We start from the raw sequence: 15,699 nt of genomic DNA, 5'->3' as shown, positions 1-15,699 counted from the left end.
ATAGCCAAAAATTAAATGTGAAAGATTAAAATGATTGATGTAAGAGAACTACAAAAAGATTTTGAAACTATGGCAACTGCACTTACTAGAAAAGGTGTAGAGCAAGAGATTTTAGATAATTTAAAAGAGTTAGCACAAGATGCTAAAGCAAAAAGACAAGAAATGGAAAATGTTACTGCTGAGCAAAATAAATTATCTAAAGAGTTTGGTAGATACAAAAAAGAAGGTCTTGATATTGCACCTTTACAAGCTTCAATTAATGAATTAAAATCTAAAAAACAATCACTAGAAGATGAAGTAAGAGTTTTAGAAGAGAAGTTAACTTCTATTGCCCTTGGTGTTCCAAATCTTCCAGATGCAAATGTTCCAGATGGAGCAGATGAAGAAGAAAATGTTGTATTAGAAACTATTGGTGAAAAACCAAACTTTTCTTTTGAACCAAAAGAACATTGGGATTTAGATAATGGTTGGTTAGATTTTGAAAGAGGTGTAAAGTTAGCTAAATCAAGATTTTCTGCAATAAAAGGGCAGGGTGCAAGACTTGAGCGAGCACTTATTAATTATATGCTTGATTTTAATAGACAAAGAGGTTTTGAAGAGTGGTATGTTCCTTTTATGGCAAACTCTAATACACTTCAAGGAACAGGTCAACTTCCAAAATTTGAAGATGATTTATTTAAAATCGAAGGTGAAGATTTATATTTAATTCCTACAGCAGAAGTAAGTTTAACAAACCTTTACAACGATGAAATCTTGCCAGCAGAAGAGTTACCTTTAATGTTAACTTCTTATACTCCTTGTTTTAGAAAAGAAGCTGGAAGTGCAGGAAGAGATACAAGAGGATTAATCAGACAACACCAATTTGACAAAGTTGAGATGGTTGCAATTACAAAACAAGAAGAGTCAGATGAAGTATTTGAAAAGATGGTTTCTTGTGCAAGTGATTTATTAACTTCTTTAGGACTTGCTCATCAAAAAGTACAACTGTGTACAGGTGATTTAGGTTTTAGTGCAGCTACAACTATTGATTTAGAAGTATGGTTACCTGGTCAAAACAAATATAGAGAAATCTCTTCTATTTCAAATACAAGAGAATTCCAAGCAAGACGTGCAAAAATCAGATATAAAGATGGGAAGAAAAATATTTTAGCTCATACATTAAATGGTTCAAGTTTAGCTGTTGGAAGAACTCTTTTAGCTATTATGGAAAACTATCAACAAGAAGATGGAACAGTAGCAATTCCTGAGGTTTTAAAGAAATATATGTAGAAGAAATAAACGATAAATTTTTATCGTTTATTCTTTATTAAAAGTTAAATTAATCTTTCTGGTTTACCAAAATAGTAACCTTGAGAATAATCAACTCCAATTTCGTTTAGAATATTATATATCTCTTCATTTTCTACGTATTCTGCAATTGTTTTAATATTTTGTTTTTTAGCAAAAGTTACAATAGTTTCTACAAGATTTCTACTAAAGTTATCAGTTTCAATGTTTTTTATTAAACTTCCATCAATTTTTAAAATATCTGGAGTATATTCTAAAAGTCTTTCAAAGTTAGAGTATCCGCTTCCAAAGTCATCAATGGCAATTTTTACATCTCCTACTTTTTTAACATCAGAAATAAAGTTTTTAACAGTATTAAAATCTTTAATATTCTCATCTTCAAGTAATTCAAAGGTTACTCTACCTTTATATTTATCTTTTGAAACTAATTCTATTAGTTTATTTCTAATTGCATTATTTTCAATATCCAAAACAGAAAGATTAATACTTACATTATGTTCTATGTGATCTAAAACATTAAAAGAACTCTCAATTACTCTATTTGTGATTTTTGTATAGTAAGCACCTTTTTTAGATACATCAAGGAAGAAAAACGGTGATACAGTTTCACCTTCTTCATTTATAAGTCTTACAAGAGATTCATATTTAATCGTTTGTTTTGTTTTATTATCAATAATTGGTTGAAAATATGAGATAATTTTGAAGTTATCAAGGGCTTTTTTTACCATATGAATTGTTTCAATATTTTTTTGAGCATTTTTTTGAGCTTCATCTACTAGATTATTAGCAAAAATTAAATTCATATTGCTCTCAACTGCTCTTTCTATACCATATTTTGCATTTTCAAATAGGTTTTTTTCACCAATACAATAGCTTACTACAATTGAGATGTCATACTCAATATTATCAAGATCAATTGTTTCTTGTTTTGTATTTATAATTAGTTCACTTAAAATATTTTCTATTTTCTTTTGAGCTTTATCCAATCTTGTATAATCACAACTAAGAGCAAATAATCCATCTCCAAGTTTATAAATTTTTTCAAAAACTTGTCCATCTTTTGGAAGTAATGCAACAATTGCATTTGCTAGAGTTGTTTCTATTTTTTCTACACTTCTTGTATCATAAAATTTATCTAAAATATCAAAGTTTTCTATTTGAATAAGAGCTAAAAATGATTTGTTGCAAGACTCTAAAGAAGCAATTAACTGCTTCTTTTCACTCATTATTTGAGTAATATCATCCCTTAAAGCCATATATTCAACTATTTCACCTCTGTTATCAAAAATTGGTTTTATAGTAGATTTTACAAAATAGCTTTTACCTTCTTTTGTAAGATTTTTAATGATTCCTGTCCAAGGCTTTTTTTCTATTTTTATGGTTCGCCATAAGTTTGCAAAAAGTTCTTTTGGATTATCTGGATGTCTTACAATATTATGAGGTCTTCCAACAAGTTCAACTTCTGTATAACCTGAAATTTCACAGAAGTTATCATTTACATAGGTTATCATACCATAGGGGTCAGTTTTTGAAATAATTGAACTTTTATTTGTAATATCTTTATATTGATTTAAAATTGCAAGATTATTTTCATTTTCTTTAATAAGATTACATTTATTAATTACATTTAAAAGTGCATTATAAAGTTGATCTAGCTCAAGGGGTTTTAAAATAAAACCATCAATTCCTGCAATAATTGCTTCATTTATAAGTTCTCTATCATTTTGTGCAGTAATTATAATTGATGGAATATTAAAGTTGATTTTTCTTGCTTCTTTTATAAAACTAATACCATTCATTACAGGCATATTTATATCTGTAATTATTAAATCAATAGTTGAATCATTTTTAAAAATATCTAAAGCAGTTTGTCCATTCTCAGTTAATATTACAGTTGGAAAAATTGTCTCTAAAAGTTTTGCAATATTTAATCTGACTTCATCATCATCTTCAACATATAAAACTTTTATTTCTTTAGCTTTATTTAGCAAATCTTCTAACTGGAATTTATTAACCATTGTTACTCTTTTTTAATTTATGTAGAAATATTCTACAAAAATAAAGAATAAAAATCAAAATTAATCGTTATATTTTAGGTTTATTTTAGGTTTATTTTATAAAACTATTTAATAAATGTCTTTTGGTCATAGATTTTATTATTTATTGTTATTTTTAAATAACCTTTTATGACATTATAGTGCTTGAACTTAAGAATTTCACCAATCTTAATATTATTTTTATTGTAAATTGATTTAGAAGATATTAAATGTCCTATAGAAGTTCCTATTGTTACATGAGGAGTATCAGTTTTGTATTTTGAGTTTACAAGAACTTCTGTAATACAAATATTTTTATAGTCTTTATTAGTTTTTCTTTTGTCTTTTATAATTTCTTTTACACCATTTTCATCATATATTGCTAATGCGTAAGCATTATAGATTTTAGAGTTTGCAAAATTTGAGTTAATAATTAATATTAGTAATAGTAAAACTTTCATAATGTTGTATTCTACAATATAATTGCATATTTTTTGTGATTTAATAAATTTTTTGTGTTAAAATACGAAAAATATTTTATTAGGACATTTATGAATTTTTTTAAATATATTAAAGCAGTTGGAACAGGACCAAAATCAAATAAAGATTTAACAAAAGAAGAGATAATTGAAGCTATTCAAGGGATACTTGAACAAAAATGTGAAAGTGAACAAGCAGCTGCATTTTTGATGCTATTAAGAGTTAAACTAGAAAGCCAAGAAGAGTTAGCAGGTTGTTTACAAGCTTTTGATAAATATATAAAAAGAGAGAATATCCCAGAATCAATTGAGCTTGGTTTTTCATATGATGGAAAAACTAAACAACCATACCTTTTCCCTTTATATGGGAAAATATTAAAAGAGTTTTTTGAAAAAAATAATCATATAAAACCACTGGATATTGTAATTAGTGGAGATTTTTGTCAACCTGCAAAAGAAGGGATTACTGTAAAAGATATTGCTACTAATATTGAGTTAGAAGATAATATTCACTTCTTTGATAGAAAAGATTATTTTAAAGAGTTATCTGATTTAACAGAACTTAGAAAAAAACTTTATATGAGAACAATATTTAACACAACAGAAAAACTATTAAATCCTGCAAATTCAAAGTATGCAATAACGTCAGCTTTTCATAAACCTTATGTTGAAAAATACACTAAACTTTTTGCAAGTAATTATGAGAATCTTCTGATTTTAAAAGGAAATGAAGGAACAACAGAGGTTTTCTCAAACTTTAAATATTGGGTAAATGAAAATGGAAAGATAGAAGAGAAGAGTATGGATTTAAAACAGTTAGATATTAACTACGCTAGAAAGTTTGAAAATATCTCTTTAGAACAAGCTTTAGCCTTTATTGAAAATCCTGATAAAGAAACAATTAAGTTAGCAAAACTAAATGTTGCAATTTTACTTTTTGCAGCTAATAGAGTAGACTCAATCAATGAAGCATATAACATGTTAACAGAAGAGAAAAAAGGATTTTTAAGCTTCTTTAAAAATTTATTTTCGTAAATGGAGTTATTGTGTTTGATTTATTAAACTTAACTCTTTTAGCAGTATTTATTCCAACATTTTTTGTAGTGTCAATAACCCCTGGTATGTGTATGACTCTTGCTTTAAGTATGGGAATGAGTATAGGATTGAAAAAGACATTTTTTATGATGTATGGAGAACTTATTGGAGTAGGTTTAGTTGCAAGTACTTCTGTTATAGGAGTTGCAACTATAATGTTAAAGTATCCAACTATTTTTTTAGTCTTAAAGTATGGTGGTGGAGCTTATCTAGCATATTTAGGTATTCAAATGTGGATGTCTAAGGGAAAAATGGCAGTAAGTTTAGAAGAGTGTTCTTTTAATATTTCAAGAAAGAACTTAGCATTACAAGGTTTTTTAACAGCAATAGCAAACCCTAAAGGATGGGCATTTTTTATTGCCTTACTTCCTCCTTTTATTGATAAGAATCTAGATTTGGCTCCACAACTTTCAGTTTTATTATTGATAATTTTATTATTAGAATTTATGTGTTTAGTTATTTATGCAAGTGGTGGAACAACACTTAGAAAGCTTTTACAAAATAGTAATAATGTAAAACTAATCAATAAAGTAGCAGGAACTATGATGATAGGAATAGGTATTTGGTTAGCTTCAAGCTAACCAAATATTTATTAATGATCTAAAATTTGTTCTAAGAATAGTTTTAATCTATCTGATTGTGGATTTTCAAAGAATTCTGATGGAGTATTTTCTTCTACAATTTGTCCTGCATCCATAAAGATAACTCTATCTGCAACTTTTTTTGCAAACCCCATCTCATGAGTAACACAAACCATTGTAATTCCTTCTTCTGCAAGTTCAACCATTACATCAAGAACTTCTCCAATCATTTCAGGATCTAGTGCTGAAGTAGGCTCATCAAAAAGCATTATCTCTGGGTTATTACAAAGACATCTTGCAATTGCAACACGCTGTTGTTGACCCCCTGATAATTGATTAGGGTATTTGTGAGCTTGCTCTGCAATTTTTACTCTTTCAAGATAGTGCATTGCAGTTTTAATAGCTTCATTTCTAGGTTTTTTAGATACCCAAGTTGGAGCAAGAATTAGATTTTCTAGGATTGATAAATGAGGGAATAGATTAAAGTGTTGGAAAACCATTCCCACATGAGTTCTAATCTCTCTAATTCTTTTTACATCTTCAGTTAATTCTAAACCATTTATAACTATTTGACCTTCTTGAAATTGTTCAAGTCTATTCATACATCTAATAGTTGTAGATTTACCAGAACCAGAAGGACCACAAATTACGATTCTTTCACCTTTTTTTACTTTTAAATTAACATCTTTTAAAACGTGGAAATCACCATACCACTTATTTACATTATTCATTTCTATCATATATTCTAATTCACTCATTATATTTTCCTATTTATGATCTGTGTTAAATTTTTCTTCTATTGATTTAGCATATTTAGACATACTAAAACAAATAACCCAGTAAATAAAGGTTACAAATACGTATCCTTCTGTTTCAAATCCTAACCAGTTTGGATCTGTTGATGTTAGTGTAACCATTGCTAATACATCAAATAATCCAATAATTAGTACTAAGGTTGTATCTTTAAATAAAGAGATAAATGTACCAACAATATTTGGAATTGAGATTTTCAGTGCTTGGGGTAGAATAATTAATCCCATAGTTTGCCAATAACTTAAGCCTATAGAGTCAGCAGCTTCATATTGACCTTTTGGAATTGCTTGAAGACCACCTCTAATTACTTCTGCAATATAAGCAGATTGAAAAAGTGTTATACCAATTAAAGCTCTAAGAAGTTTATCAAAATCCATATTCTCAGGGAAAAATAAAGGCAAAATCACTGAAGACATAAATAATAGAGTAATTAAAGGAACTCCCCTAATAAACTCAATATACATTACACTTATTGTTTTTATAATTGGCATATCTGATTGTCTACCAAGTGCAAAAATTATACCTATAGGAAAAGAAACAATAATACCAACAGCAGCAATAACAATTGTAAGTAATAATCCTCCCCATTTAGTTGTAGGAATAATTTCAAGCCCGAACCCACCATGAAGTAAAACTACTGAAATAATAGGAAATGAGATAAGTATAAATGCACGTACTAAAGTATTATTTATATTTCTAAACCCAATGGTATATAAAATAAAGATTGCAAGTACTAAGTTTGGTCTATAGTATTGATCTTCTGGGTAGAAACCATAAATAAACTGATTAAACTTTTCATAAATGAAAATCCATCTTGCACCATCTTTAGTTATCTCTTCTTTAGTTCCACTCCAAGTTGCATCAAAAATCATCCAATCAAGAAGAGGAGGAATAATAAGATATAAAAGAACAAAAGATAGTATTGTTAAGATTGAACTTGTAATACTAGAAAATAGGTTTTCTCTTAGCCAATGAACTATTCCTCTTGTACCTGAAGGAGCAGGTCTAGCTTGTTTTGTTTCATATGTAGCCATCTCTATCTCTCCTTAATCTTTATTTTGTCATTAATATAATTCATAATAAATGAGATAACTATACTAATTGTTAAATAAACAGCCATGGTCATAAGAATAATTTCTATGGCTTGTCCAACTTGATTTAGTGATGTTCCTGCAAAGACTGTTACTAATTCTGGATAACCAATAGCAGTTGCTAGTGAGGAGTTCTTTGTTAGATTAAGATATTGATTAATTACAGGTGGAATAATAACTCTAAGTGCTTGTGGTAAAACTACTTTTTTTAAGATTATATGATCTTTAAGTCCTAAAGCATGAGCTGCTTCTTTTTGTCCTTTTGGAACTGCTTCTATACCAGCACGTACTGCTTCAGCAATATAAGTAGCAGTATAAATACTAAGGGCAAAAGCAAGTGCTAGTAACTCTGGAATTAAAGTCCAACCTCCTATGAAGTTAAAACCTTTAAGTTCTGAATACTCTAAAGTTGCAGGAGTACCACTTACAAAAAATACTAAAGTAGGAGCAGCAATTAAAATAGCTAAAGAAGTCCAAAATACAGGAAATTCTTCTCCTGTTTCATCATGTTTTTTTCTTGCCCATTTTACTAGATATCTACATGCAATAACTGCTAAAATGAAAGCAATAATTACAGCAATGAAACCACTTTCTAATATTGGTCTTGGAATATAAAGACCTCTATTGTTTAAGAAAACAGTGTCAAAATAATTAATTGATTGTCTTGGGCTAGGAAGTGAAGCTAATACAACATTATACCAAAATAGTATTTGTAAAAGAATAGGAATATTCCTAAAAGTTTCAATATATACCATACAAAGTTTTGAAACCATATAGTTTTTAGAAAGTCTTCCAATACCGATTAAAAGACCTATTAATGAAGCAAAGAATATACCAATGGCTGAAACTAAAATAGTGTTTAATAAACCAACAATAAAAACTTTTCCATGGGTATTAGATTCATCATATTTAATAAGAGATTGCAAGATTCCAAATCCTGCTTCACTACTTAAAAAGTCAAATCCTGTATTAATTCCACGTTTTTCAATATTTATAAACATATTGTTTAAAATAAAATATGTAAATAAAAATATACCTATAAGTGCAAGTATTTGATAGATAATAGCTCTTTTTTCAGGATTATTATAAAAAGCTACATCTTTTTGAGGTTCTTTTTTTATTTTCTTCATTTTTTTACCTTGTTATTAAAAGAAAAGAGAATATTCCCTTTTCTTTTTTATTAAATAAATAAGTAGTTATTCTACTTTTTATCTAATTGGTGCACCGTATTGTAATCCACCATCTTTCCAAAGTTTATTTAAACCTCTATCAATTTTTAAAGGAGAACCTTTTCCAACGTTTCTTTCAAAAACTTCCCCATAATTACCAACTTGCTTAATAACATTATAAGCCCATTTTGCATCTAATCCCATTTGTTCACCAATATTACTTGATGTACCTAATAGTCTTTGAATATTTGGATTATTTGACTTTAACATTTCATCAACATTTTCTGAAGTAATACCTAGTTCTTCAGCATTTAACATTGCAATATGAGTCCATTTTGCAATATTGAACCATTTGTCATCACCTTGTCTAACAACTGGACCTAAAGGCTCTTTTGAAATAATTTCAGGTAAAACAAATGCAGAATCTGGATCTTTTAGTTTTGTTCTTAAAGCATATAATTGAGAAGCATCAGATGTAACAACATCACATCTACCTGCTTTAAATCCTTCAATTACTTGAGATGGAGTATCATATGTAATAGGAGTATATGACATATTATTTGCTTTAAAATAATCAGTTAAGTTAAGCTCAGTAGTTGTTCCTGCTTGAATACAAAAAGCAGCTCCATCAAGTTCTTTAGCAGATTTAACCCCTAGATTTTTTGATACAAGGAAACCTTGACCATCATAATAGTTAACCCCAACAAAATTTAATCCTAATGAAGTATCTCTTGTTGCAGTCCAAGTTGTATTTCTAGCAAGTAAGTCAATCTCTCCACTTTGTAATGCAGTAAATCTCTCTTTTGCATTTAAATGAGCATATTTAACTTTAGATGCATCACCTAAAACTGCTGATGCAACAGCTCTACAAAAATCAACATCAATCCCTTTCCATACTCCACTTGTATCAGGAGCAGCGAAACCTGCAAGACCAGTATTTAGCCCACAACTAAGGTAACCTTTTTTCTTTGTATCATCTAATGTATCTGCCATAGATACTGATGCTGTCATTGCTAAAGCAGCAAGACTTAATGTAGCAGTTTTAAATAATTTCATCTTTTCTTCCTTTTTTTTATTTGAATAACAATTATAATTACTAAAAATAGCAATTGTGTAGCAAATACAATTATATTGTAAAAAAAACCTTTTTTTTAGAATTTTTGTATAATTAATGTGCAATTTTATCATTAATATAGTTTGTATATGTTCTATAAATTACTAGTGTAATATTTGTCAAATTTAAGGCTTTTTATAATAAGCTTAGAAAAATTTAGAATGGAGTATTCATGCTAGTAGATGGATTTGGCAGAAAGGTAGACTATTTAAGGGTTTCAGTTACAGAAAGATGTAACTTCAGATGCCAATATTGTATGCCAGAAAAACCATTTTCTTGGGTACCTAAAGAAGAATTATTAAGTTATGAAGATTTATTTGAATTTATTAAAGTTGGAATTGATGAAGGTATTAAAAAAGTAAGAATAACAGGAGGGGAACCTTTATTAAGAGAAGGTTTAGAAAACTTTATTGAAATGATATCTACATATAAAGATGATATTGATTTAGCACTTACAACAAATGGATTTTTATTAGATCAAGCTGCACAAAAACTTAAAGATGCAGGATTAAAAAGAATAAATGTTTCTTTAGATTCTTTACAAGAAGATGTAGCTGCAAAAGTGGCTCAAAAAAATGTTTTAAAGAAAGTTTTAAAAGGTATTGAAACAGCAGATAAGGTTGGTTTAAAAATCAAAATCAATTGTGTACCTATGAAAGGTATAAATGATTCTGAGTTAGTTGATATTTTAGAGTTCTGTAAAGAAAAAGGTTATCCTGTAAGATTTATAGAATATATGGAAAATTCTCATGCTAAAGATACCGCAAAAGGATTAAATAGTGATGAGATTCAAGAAATAATCAAAAAATCATATAACTTTACAAAAGAGGAAAGAACGGGATCTTCTCCTTCACAAGGGTACAAATTAGATGATGGTTATGTATTTGGTATTATTGAACCACATAAAGATGATTTCTGTGCAACCTGTAATAGAATTAGATTAACGGCAAGTGGAGTATTGATTCCTTGTTTATATTTTGAAGATGCTCAAAGTATAAAAGAGGCAATTCAGGCTAAAGATATAAAAAAAGCTGCTGCTATATTAAAAGATGTATTGGCAAATAAGCCAGAAAAAAATAAGTGGTCATCAGAAGATTCAACAGAAACTTCAACTAGAGCATTTTATGAAACAGGAGGATGATAGGTTTAAAATCCTATCTTCTTTCTTTTCCCCATCTCTTTTAAGGTTTTAAGTTCTTCTTTTCTTTTAACATTTTTGAATTCAACAAATAAGCCTATTGCATTTGATTTTAAATGAATATGTGAATTTTTGATTGTGTCACTTGATACAAGATATTCATTATTGGCATTTTTTTCTACTTTTTTATAATCATCATAAAGTGTTTCAATTTGAATTCTAAGAGATAAGAACTCTTTTTTATTGTCTGAAAGAATGCCCACATAATATGAATCACCTTGTTTTTTAGTAAACTTTTGATTTGTTTTATCTGTATCAATGTTTAACTCTTTAATAAGATTAGCAAATTTGATATCTTGTTCTTCTCCAAGATTATTGTCAAGTAAAAATCTACATACTTCTTCTGCTTTTTTTAAACCAAAATCATAAATAATACCATCTGTTAAAACCACTTCTGAATCATCTTTTAGTAAAAAAGTAACTTGAAAAGATGAATAAAAGTTTCCTATTAAATAATTAATCTCAGTTTTAATATCTTTTATATCTTCTAAATCAATTTTATTGTTTTTATAGTTTTTATCATTATCTGAAAAGTTCCATGAGATTTCGTTATTGCTTATATTGATTTGAATCACTCTTTTTACAAAAGTTACATAAATTGTAGTAGCAACTTGAAATGCACATAATGCAAGTGCTACAAAAAATAAAATTGAGTAAATTCCACCTTGTTGAATATGTCCTTGATACATTACTGAAGCAAACAGAAAAAAAGCAACAAGCATAAAAAGTTTGTAATAATAAGCCTTATCTAGTGTAAGTTTAAGGGATTGCATTTAAATTACCTTTTGTTTAAGTTTGCTTATTATAGTTTACTATGTTTAAATTTAACTAAGAATTCTTTTAAATTAGTTTTTTCCTTAAAGAAAGATTAATATATATTAAGATAAAATCCGTTTCCACTTTAAATAAGTGAGATAATATACCTATTAGGAGGTCATCATGGCTTTAGATCAGGACGTAAAAGCAGAAATTATTGCAAAATTCAGAAGAGAAGACAACGATACAGGTTCACCAGAAGTACAAATTGCACTTTTAACAGAGCAAATTAGAGTATTAACTGAGCACTTAAAAACAAACAAAAAAGATCACTCATCAAGATTAGGTCTTTTAAAAATGGTTGGTAAAAGAAAAAGACTTTTAGCATATTTAAGAAAAACTGATTACGCAAGATTCACTTCATTAGTTGCAGACTTAGGAATTAGAGCTAAGTAATTTACAGCTTTTAATAGTATAAAGAAGGTTGCAAGTTTTCTTGCAGCCTTTTTTTTTGAATTAAACATAAGAATAAAAATTAATTTTTATTAATAATAAATATTAATAAATCTTCTTGTAGAATATTTAGAAAAATAAAATTAGGGAAAAAATGTTACTAACAAAAAAGAGTGAATATGCTTTACTTTCTTTGATTTCTATTGCAAAAAGTGATAGCCCAAAGAATGTTGATGTTTTATCAAAAGAGCTAAATATTCCAAAATCTTTTTTAGCAAAAATAATGCAAAATCTTGCAAAAAATGATATCGTACTTTCTCAAAGGGGAGTTAACGGAGGTTTTGTTTTAAAAAAACCTTATGATGAAATTACTATTTTAGAGATTACAACAGTAGCAGAAGAAAAAATGCCATCTGTATTTGAGTGTTCTCCTTCTATTACATCATGTCCTCAAGATATCGCAAATGCATGTAGCGTTTGGCCATTACTAAATAATCTACAAGGCAAAATCAATGACTTTTTAGGAAGTCTAACATTAAAGGACATTGCTACATGAAGCTTTTTCATTTGTCTCATACAGATTTAGATGGATTTAGCTGTCAATTAATTACAAAAGAGTTCTTCAAAGAGGGTTTTTTTTACAATGCTAATTATGGTTTAGAAGTAAAGCTTTCACTTAAAAAAATTTTAGAAGATATTGAAGCTTTCAAAAATGAAGAGATTCTTTTTTTAATTACAGATTTAAATTTAACACTTCAAGAAGCTAAGGACTTAAACAAAAGTATAGAAGCTTTAACTGCTGATGGATATAACATTAAATTACAATTGTTAGACCACCATGCAACGGGTGAAAAAAGTGCTGCTAAATATGATTGGTATTATTTAGATATCAAAAGATGTGCCGCAAAAATAACTTATGATTATATGCTTGAAAGTTATAGTGCTTTTGATGAAGAAACTAGAAAATGGTTAAGCCCATTAATTGATAGTGTAAATGCAATTGATATTTGGCTAGATCATGAAGTAAAAAACTTTGAGTTTGGAAAAGTTTTACTTAGTATGATTAGTAAAGTAAGAGAAATAAATAATGTTTTATTTGCAAATTTAAATAGAGAACTTAGACTTTATTTATTAAAAGAAGCATCAAAGTTTTTAGATAAAGAGAATGGAAATATTCTTTTAGATGATAGTATTCATTCTTTAAAAAAAGAGTTTTTAAAACAAGATGGATACAATGATACTATAGATAATCTTGCTGCAAAATATTTAGTTAATTCTTTAGAAGGTTTAAAAGATAAATTAACAGTTACTTATAAAGGGCACAAAGGCTTATTAACTTATACTTTAGGCTCTATTTCTATTCCTGCAAATGCATTTTTAAAAGCAAACCCTGATTTTGACTTTTTTATTGATATTAGTAAAAAAGGTAATGCTTCATTTAGAGCTGATGGAAAAGTTGATGTTTCATTAATGGCTCAGAAGTTAGCAAATGGTGGAGGTCATGTTAATGCAAGTGGTTGTAAATTTGATGACTTTAAAGAAACAATTAATTATAACGATGTGAAAAAGTTTATACAAACTAAACTTGATTCACTATCATCTTAAAACTTAACAGAAACATAAAAACTTATCTCAAACTTGTCATCATCGCTTAGAAAGTTATTCTTTTTATATACAGCGTATGATGGTTTTGTTGTTGTTTCATAACCACTTTTTATTAACCATTCGTGATAAACCCAGTGAATAAACTTTAACATATCCCCATGGCTACCTACTAAATCAAATTTTGCATAAACACCTTTTGCTATTTTAAATTTTGGCAATTTGTCATTATATGCATCTGTTTTAATGCAAGCAATGTATTGACACTCATTTAAGTGTGTAATTGTAGGATTATCATGTAGTAGGGCAATTTGTTTATACTCTTTTATATCTGAACTTAAAATCCATGTTTGAAGTTTTTGCCAAGTTTGTTTTATATTTATGTTGTAACCTTTATTTCTTATATAATAACTTTCTAAATAAGGCATTTTAACTATTTTAGGTTCTAAGTTTGAAAAATCAGCTGTGGATTTTAAAGCAAACTCTGATTCTTCTAAAATTTTATTTGAATACTCTTTGTATCCATTATTTCTCCACTCTTTTGGAGAAAAATCAAATCTATTTTTAAAAGCTTTAATAAAAGATGATTGAGAACTATATCCACAAGAGTTAGCTATATCAGAAATAGTAGAATATCTATTTGTAAGTAATAGGTTTGCTGCTTTTTGTAATCTAATTGATTTTACACTTTCATAGATGTTTTTTCCAAAAGCTTCTTTAAAGATTCTATGCATATGAAATTTACTAATATGCAAGTCATAACTCAACTCTTCTATATCTATGTGAGTGTCGATATGAGTGTAAATGTAGTATAAAATATCATTTGCAATTCTTGTTCTTTTTTCTAAAGTTTCTTTTTTCATGGTAACCATTGTAGCACGAATGAACTAAAAAATTAGCACGTTTGAACAATAAAATTAGCACAAAAGAAGAAGAAAAAGTTTTTTTATTTCATTACAATAGATTATCTTAATTTGAACTAGAGGAAAAACATGGAAACAAACTTAATTGCGGAGGCAGTAAAGTTTATGGTCTTAGGAATGGGGATAGTATTCTTGTTCTTGATCGTAATGGTCTATGCTTTAAAACTGCAAGCAAAAATCATAGGGAAGTATTTTCCAGAGAAAAGTACACCAGTACCTACAAAGCCCACAGTAACTACAGGGGCGAAAAATATAAACGAAACTGCAAAGATAGCGGCTGTAGTAGCAGCTGTTCAACATCATAAAAATCTAAAAGGTTAAATTAAATGTCAAAAAAATATATTGATGTTATGGATACTACATTTAGAGATGGATTTCAGTCTGTCTTTGGAGGTAGAGTTTTAATGGAAGATTTTTTTCCAGCTGTTGAAGCTGCGAAAGAAGCAGGTATAAATCACTTCGAATTCGGAGGAGGAGCAAGATTTCAGTCTTTATTCTTCTACCTACAAGAAAACGCATTCGATATGATGGATAAATTTAGAGAAATTGTAGGACCAGATGCAAATCTACAAACATTAGCAAGAGGTATAAATACTGTAATGCTAGATACAGGTTCAAGAGAACTAGTAGAAATGCACGCAAAAATGTTCGCAAAACATGGTGTAACAACAATTAGAAACTTTGATGCACTAAATGATGTTCAAAACCTTGAATATAGTGCAGAATGTATTAAAAAATATGGATTAAACCATGAAGTAGTAGTAACATTAATGGACTTACCTCCAGGATGTGAAGGTGCTCATGATGTTCCTTTCTATGAAAAAACATTAAGAAATATTCTAGATGCAGGAGTTCCTTTTGACTCAATCTGCTTTAAAGATGCAAGTGGAACATCTTCTCCTCAAAAAGTATTTGATACTATTAAAATGGCAAGAAGCTTAGTTGGAGAAGATACACATATAAGATTACATACTCATGAAACAGCAGGTGTATCTGTTGCTTGTTACTTAGCAGCATTAGATGCAGGTGCAGATGGTATTGACTTAGCAGCCTCTCCCGTAAGTGGTGGAACTAGCCAACCAGATATTCTAACTATGATGCA

Annotated in this window: 16 protein-coding genes and 1 pseudogene; 9 read left to right on the top strand and 8 right to left on the bottom strand. The window is 28.4% G+C overall.

The features are described from left to right. Positions 1-30: 30 nt before the first annotated feature. Positions 31-1,269, top strand: coding sequence for a serine--tRNA ligase (gene serS / locus CRV01_RS12250; RefSeq protein WP_129008522.1), 1,239 nt, complete (start codon positions 31-33; stop codon positions 1,267-1,269). 44 nt (positions 1,270-1,313) lie between these two features. Here serS and CRV01_RS12245 read toward each other — a convergent pair whose 3' ends face one another. After that, on the bottom strand, positions 1,314-3,305 hold the full coding sequence (locus CRV01_RS12245) for an EAL domain-containing protein (RefSeq protein ID WP_129008521.1): 1,992 nt from the start codon (positions 3,303-3,305) through the stop codon (positions 1,314-1,316). A gap of 104 nt (positions 3,306-3,409) precedes the next feature. Continuing rightward, entirely contained in the window at positions 3,410-3,784 is a 375-nt protein-coding gene (locus CRV01_RS12240) for a hypothetical protein (RefSeq protein ID WP_129008520.1), read from the bottom strand. Positions 3,785-3,874: 90 nt separating this feature from the next. Between CRV01_RS12240 and CRV01_RS12235 the strand changes: the two genes are divergently transcribed. Both CRV01_RS12235 and CRV01_RS12230 read left to right on the top strand, forming a co-directional pair. Beyond that, entirely contained in the window at positions 3,875-4,837 is a 963-nt protein-coding gene (locus CRV01_RS12235; RefSeq protein WP_129008519.1) for a glycosyl transferase, read from the top strand. A gap of 11 nt (positions 4,838-4,848) precedes the next feature. Then, the gene (locus tag CRV01_RS12230) at positions 4,849-5,478 is read left to right on the top strand and encodes a LysE family translocator (protein ID WP_129008518.1); all 630 of its coding nucleotides are present in this window, start codon (positions 4,849-4,851) and stop codon (positions 5,476-5,478) included. A gap of 11 nt (positions 5,479-5,489) precedes the next feature. Here the strand turns inward: CRV01_RS12230 and CRV01_RS12225 are convergent, their stop codons facing one another. The 4 genes from CRV01_RS12225 to CRV01_RS12210 all read right to left on the bottom strand — a co-directional run bounded on the left by CRV01_RS12225 (position 5,490) and on the right by CRV01_RS12210 (position 9,607). Continuing rightward, positions 5,490-6,218 carry an amino acid ABC transporter ATP-binding protein gene (locus CRV01_RS12225; RefSeq protein WP_258238414.1) on the bottom strand — a complete coding sequence of 243 codons (729 nt, stop codon included), beginning with the start codon at positions 6,216-6,218 and terminating at the stop codon, positions 5,490-5,492. A gap of 27 nt (positions 6,219-6,245) precedes the next feature. After that, positions 6,246-7,325 carry an amino acid ABC transporter permease gene (locus tag CRV01_RS12220; protein WP_129008516.1) on the bottom strand — a complete coding sequence of 360 codons (1,080 nt, stop codon included), beginning with the start codon at positions 7,323-7,325 and terminating at the stop codon, positions 6,246-6,248. A 2-nt stretch (positions 7,326-7,327) separates the two neighbouring features. After that, a complete protein-coding gene (locus CRV01_RS12215; protein ID WP_129008515.1) occupies positions 7,328-8,512 on the bottom strand; it encodes an amino acid ABC transporter permease in 1,185 nt (394 codons plus the stop codon). Positions 8,513-8,590: 78 nt separating this feature from the next. Further along, the gene (locus CRV01_RS12210) at positions 8,591-9,607 is read right to left on the bottom strand and encodes an amino acid ABC transporter substrate-binding protein (protein ID WP_129008514.1); all 1,017 of its coding nucleotides are present in this window, start codon (positions 9,605-9,607) and stop codon (positions 8,591-8,593) included. Between the two features lie 230 nt (positions 9,608-9,837). Here CRV01_RS12210 and moaA point away from each other — a divergent pair, with 230 nt between their 5' ends. Beyond that, positions 9,838-10,806 carry a GTP 3',8-cyclase MoaA gene (gene moaA, locus CRV01_RS12205; protein WP_129008513.1) on the top strand — a complete coding sequence of 323 codons (969 nt, stop codon included), beginning with the start codon at positions 9,838-9,840 and terminating at the stop codon, positions 10,804-10,806. A 5-nt stretch (positions 10,807-10,811) separates the two neighbouring features. Here the strand turns inward: moaA and CRV01_RS12200 are convergent, their stop codons facing one another. After that, positions 10,812-11,636 carry a hypothetical protein gene (locus CRV01_RS12200; RefSeq protein ID WP_129008512.1) on the bottom strand — a complete coding sequence of 275 codons (825 nt, stop codon included), beginning with the start codon at positions 11,634-11,636 and terminating at the stop codon, positions 10,812-10,814. Between the two features lie 166 nt (positions 11,637-11,802). On the opposite strand from CRV01_RS12200, the gene rpsO reads away from it, so the two are divergent. From rpsO to CRV01_RS12185, 3 genes are all read left to right on the top strand, one after another. Beyond that, on the top strand, positions 11,803-12,075 hold the full coding sequence (gene rpsO / locus CRV01_RS12195; RefSeq protein ID WP_129008511.1) for a 30S ribosomal protein S15: 273 nt from the start codon (positions 11,803-11,805) through the stop codon (positions 12,073-12,075). Positions 12,076-12,226: 151 nt separating this feature from the next. After that, entirely contained in the window at positions 12,227-12,628 is a 402-nt protein-coding gene (locus CRV01_RS12190; protein ID WP_129008510.1) for an Rrf2 family transcriptional regulator, read from the top strand. Next, positions 12,625-13,677 carry a DHH family phosphoesterase gene (locus CRV01_RS12185; RefSeq protein WP_129008509.1) on the top strand — a complete coding sequence of 351 codons (1,053 nt, stop codon included), beginning with the start codon at positions 12,625-12,627 and terminating at the stop codon, positions 13,675-13,677. The genes CRV01_RS12190 and CRV01_RS12185 overlap by 4 nt, the downstream gene beginning before the upstream one ends. Here CRV01_RS12185 and CRV01_RS12180 read toward each other — a convergent pair. Beyond that, entirely contained in the window at positions 13,674-14,537 is an 864-nt protein-coding gene (locus tag CRV01_RS12180; protein WP_129008508.1) for a GyrI-like domain-containing protein, read from the bottom strand. The two genes, CRV01_RS12185 and CRV01_RS12180, sit on opposite strands and share 4 nt — an antisense overlap. A 129-nt stretch (positions 14,538-14,666) precedes the next feature. On the opposite strand from CRV01_RS12180, the gene CRV01_RS12175 reads away from it, so the two are divergent. Continuing rightward, positions 14,667-14,918, top strand: a complete 252-nt coding sequence (locus CRV01_RS12175; protein WP_129008447.1) for an OadG family protein — start codon at positions 14,667-14,669, stop codon at positions 14,916-14,918. A gap of 5 nt (positions 14,919-14,923) precedes the next feature. After that, positions 14,924-15,699: pseudogene (locus CRV01_RS12170) on the top strand (biotin attachment protein); the annotation flags it as partial.

The sequence above is a fragment of the Arcobacter sp. CECT 8983 genome, from assembly GCF_004118855.1.
GTDB lineage: Bacteria > Campylobacterota > Campylobacteria > Campylobacterales > Arcobacteraceae > Halarcobacter.
Note: the sequence above shows the minus strand (reverse complement) of the source record. Positions and strands in the feature narration are given on the sequence as shown.

Bases quoted from the DNA above. Each gene is read 5' to 3' on its own strand.
- CRV01_RS12240 (WP_129008520.1), bottom strand. From the start codon at position 3,784: ATGAAAGTTTTACTATTACTAATATTAATTATTAACTCAAATTTTGCA.
- CRV01_RS12185 (WP_129008509.1), top strand. From the start codon at position 12,625: ATGAAGCTTTTTCATTTGTCTCATACAGATTTAGATGGATTTAGCTGT.
- CRV01_RS12190 (WP_129008510.1), top strand. From the start codon at position 12,227: ATGTTACTAACAAAAAAGAGTGAATATGCTTTACTTTCTTTGATTTCT.
- CRV01_RS12175 (WP_129008447.1), top strand. From the start codon at position 14,667: ATGGAAACAAACTTAATTGCGGAGGCAGTAAAGTTTATGGTCTTAGGA.
- CRV01_RS12225 (WP_258238414.1), bottom strand. From the start codon at position 6,218: ATGATAGAAATGAATAATGTAAATAAGTGGTATGGTGATTTCCACGTT.
- CRV01_RS12210 (WP_129008514.1), bottom strand. From the start codon at position 9,607: ATGAAATTATTTAAAACTGCTACATTAAGTCTTGCTGCTTTAGCAATG.
- CRV01_RS12245 (WP_129008521.1), bottom strand. From the start codon at position 3,305: ATGGTTAATAAATTCCAGTTAGAAGATTTGCTAAATAAAGCTAAAGAA.
- serS (WP_129008522.1), top strand. From the start codon at position 31: ATGATTGATGTAAGAGAACTACAAAAAGATTTTGAAACTATGGCAACT.
- CRV01_RS12200 (WP_129008512.1), bottom strand. From the start codon at position 11,636: ATGCAATCCCTTAAACTTACACTAGATAAGGCTTATTATTACAAACTT.
- rpsO (WP_129008511.1), top strand. From the start codon at position 11,803: ATGGCTTTAGATCAGGACGTAAAAGCAGAAATTATTGCAAAATTCAGA.
- CRV01_RS12180 (WP_129008508.1), bottom strand. From the start codon at position 14,537: ATGAAAAAAGAAACTTTAGAAAAAAGAACAAGAATTGCAAATGATATT.
- moaA (WP_129008513.1), top strand. From the start codon at position 9,838: ATGCTAGTAGATGGATTTGGCAGAAAGGTAGACTATTTAAGGGTTTCA.
- CRV01_RS12235 (WP_129008519.1), top strand. From the start codon at position 3,875: ATGAATTTTTTTAAATATATTAAAGCAGTTGGAACAGGACCAAAATCA.
- CRV01_RS12215 (WP_129008515.1), bottom strand. From the start codon at position 8,512: ATGAAGAAAATAAAAAAAGAACCTCAAAAAGATGTAGCTTTTTATAAT.
- CRV01_RS12220 (WP_129008516.1), bottom strand. From the start codon at position 7,325: ATGGCTACATATGAAACAAAACAAGCTAGACCTGCTCCTTCAGGTACA.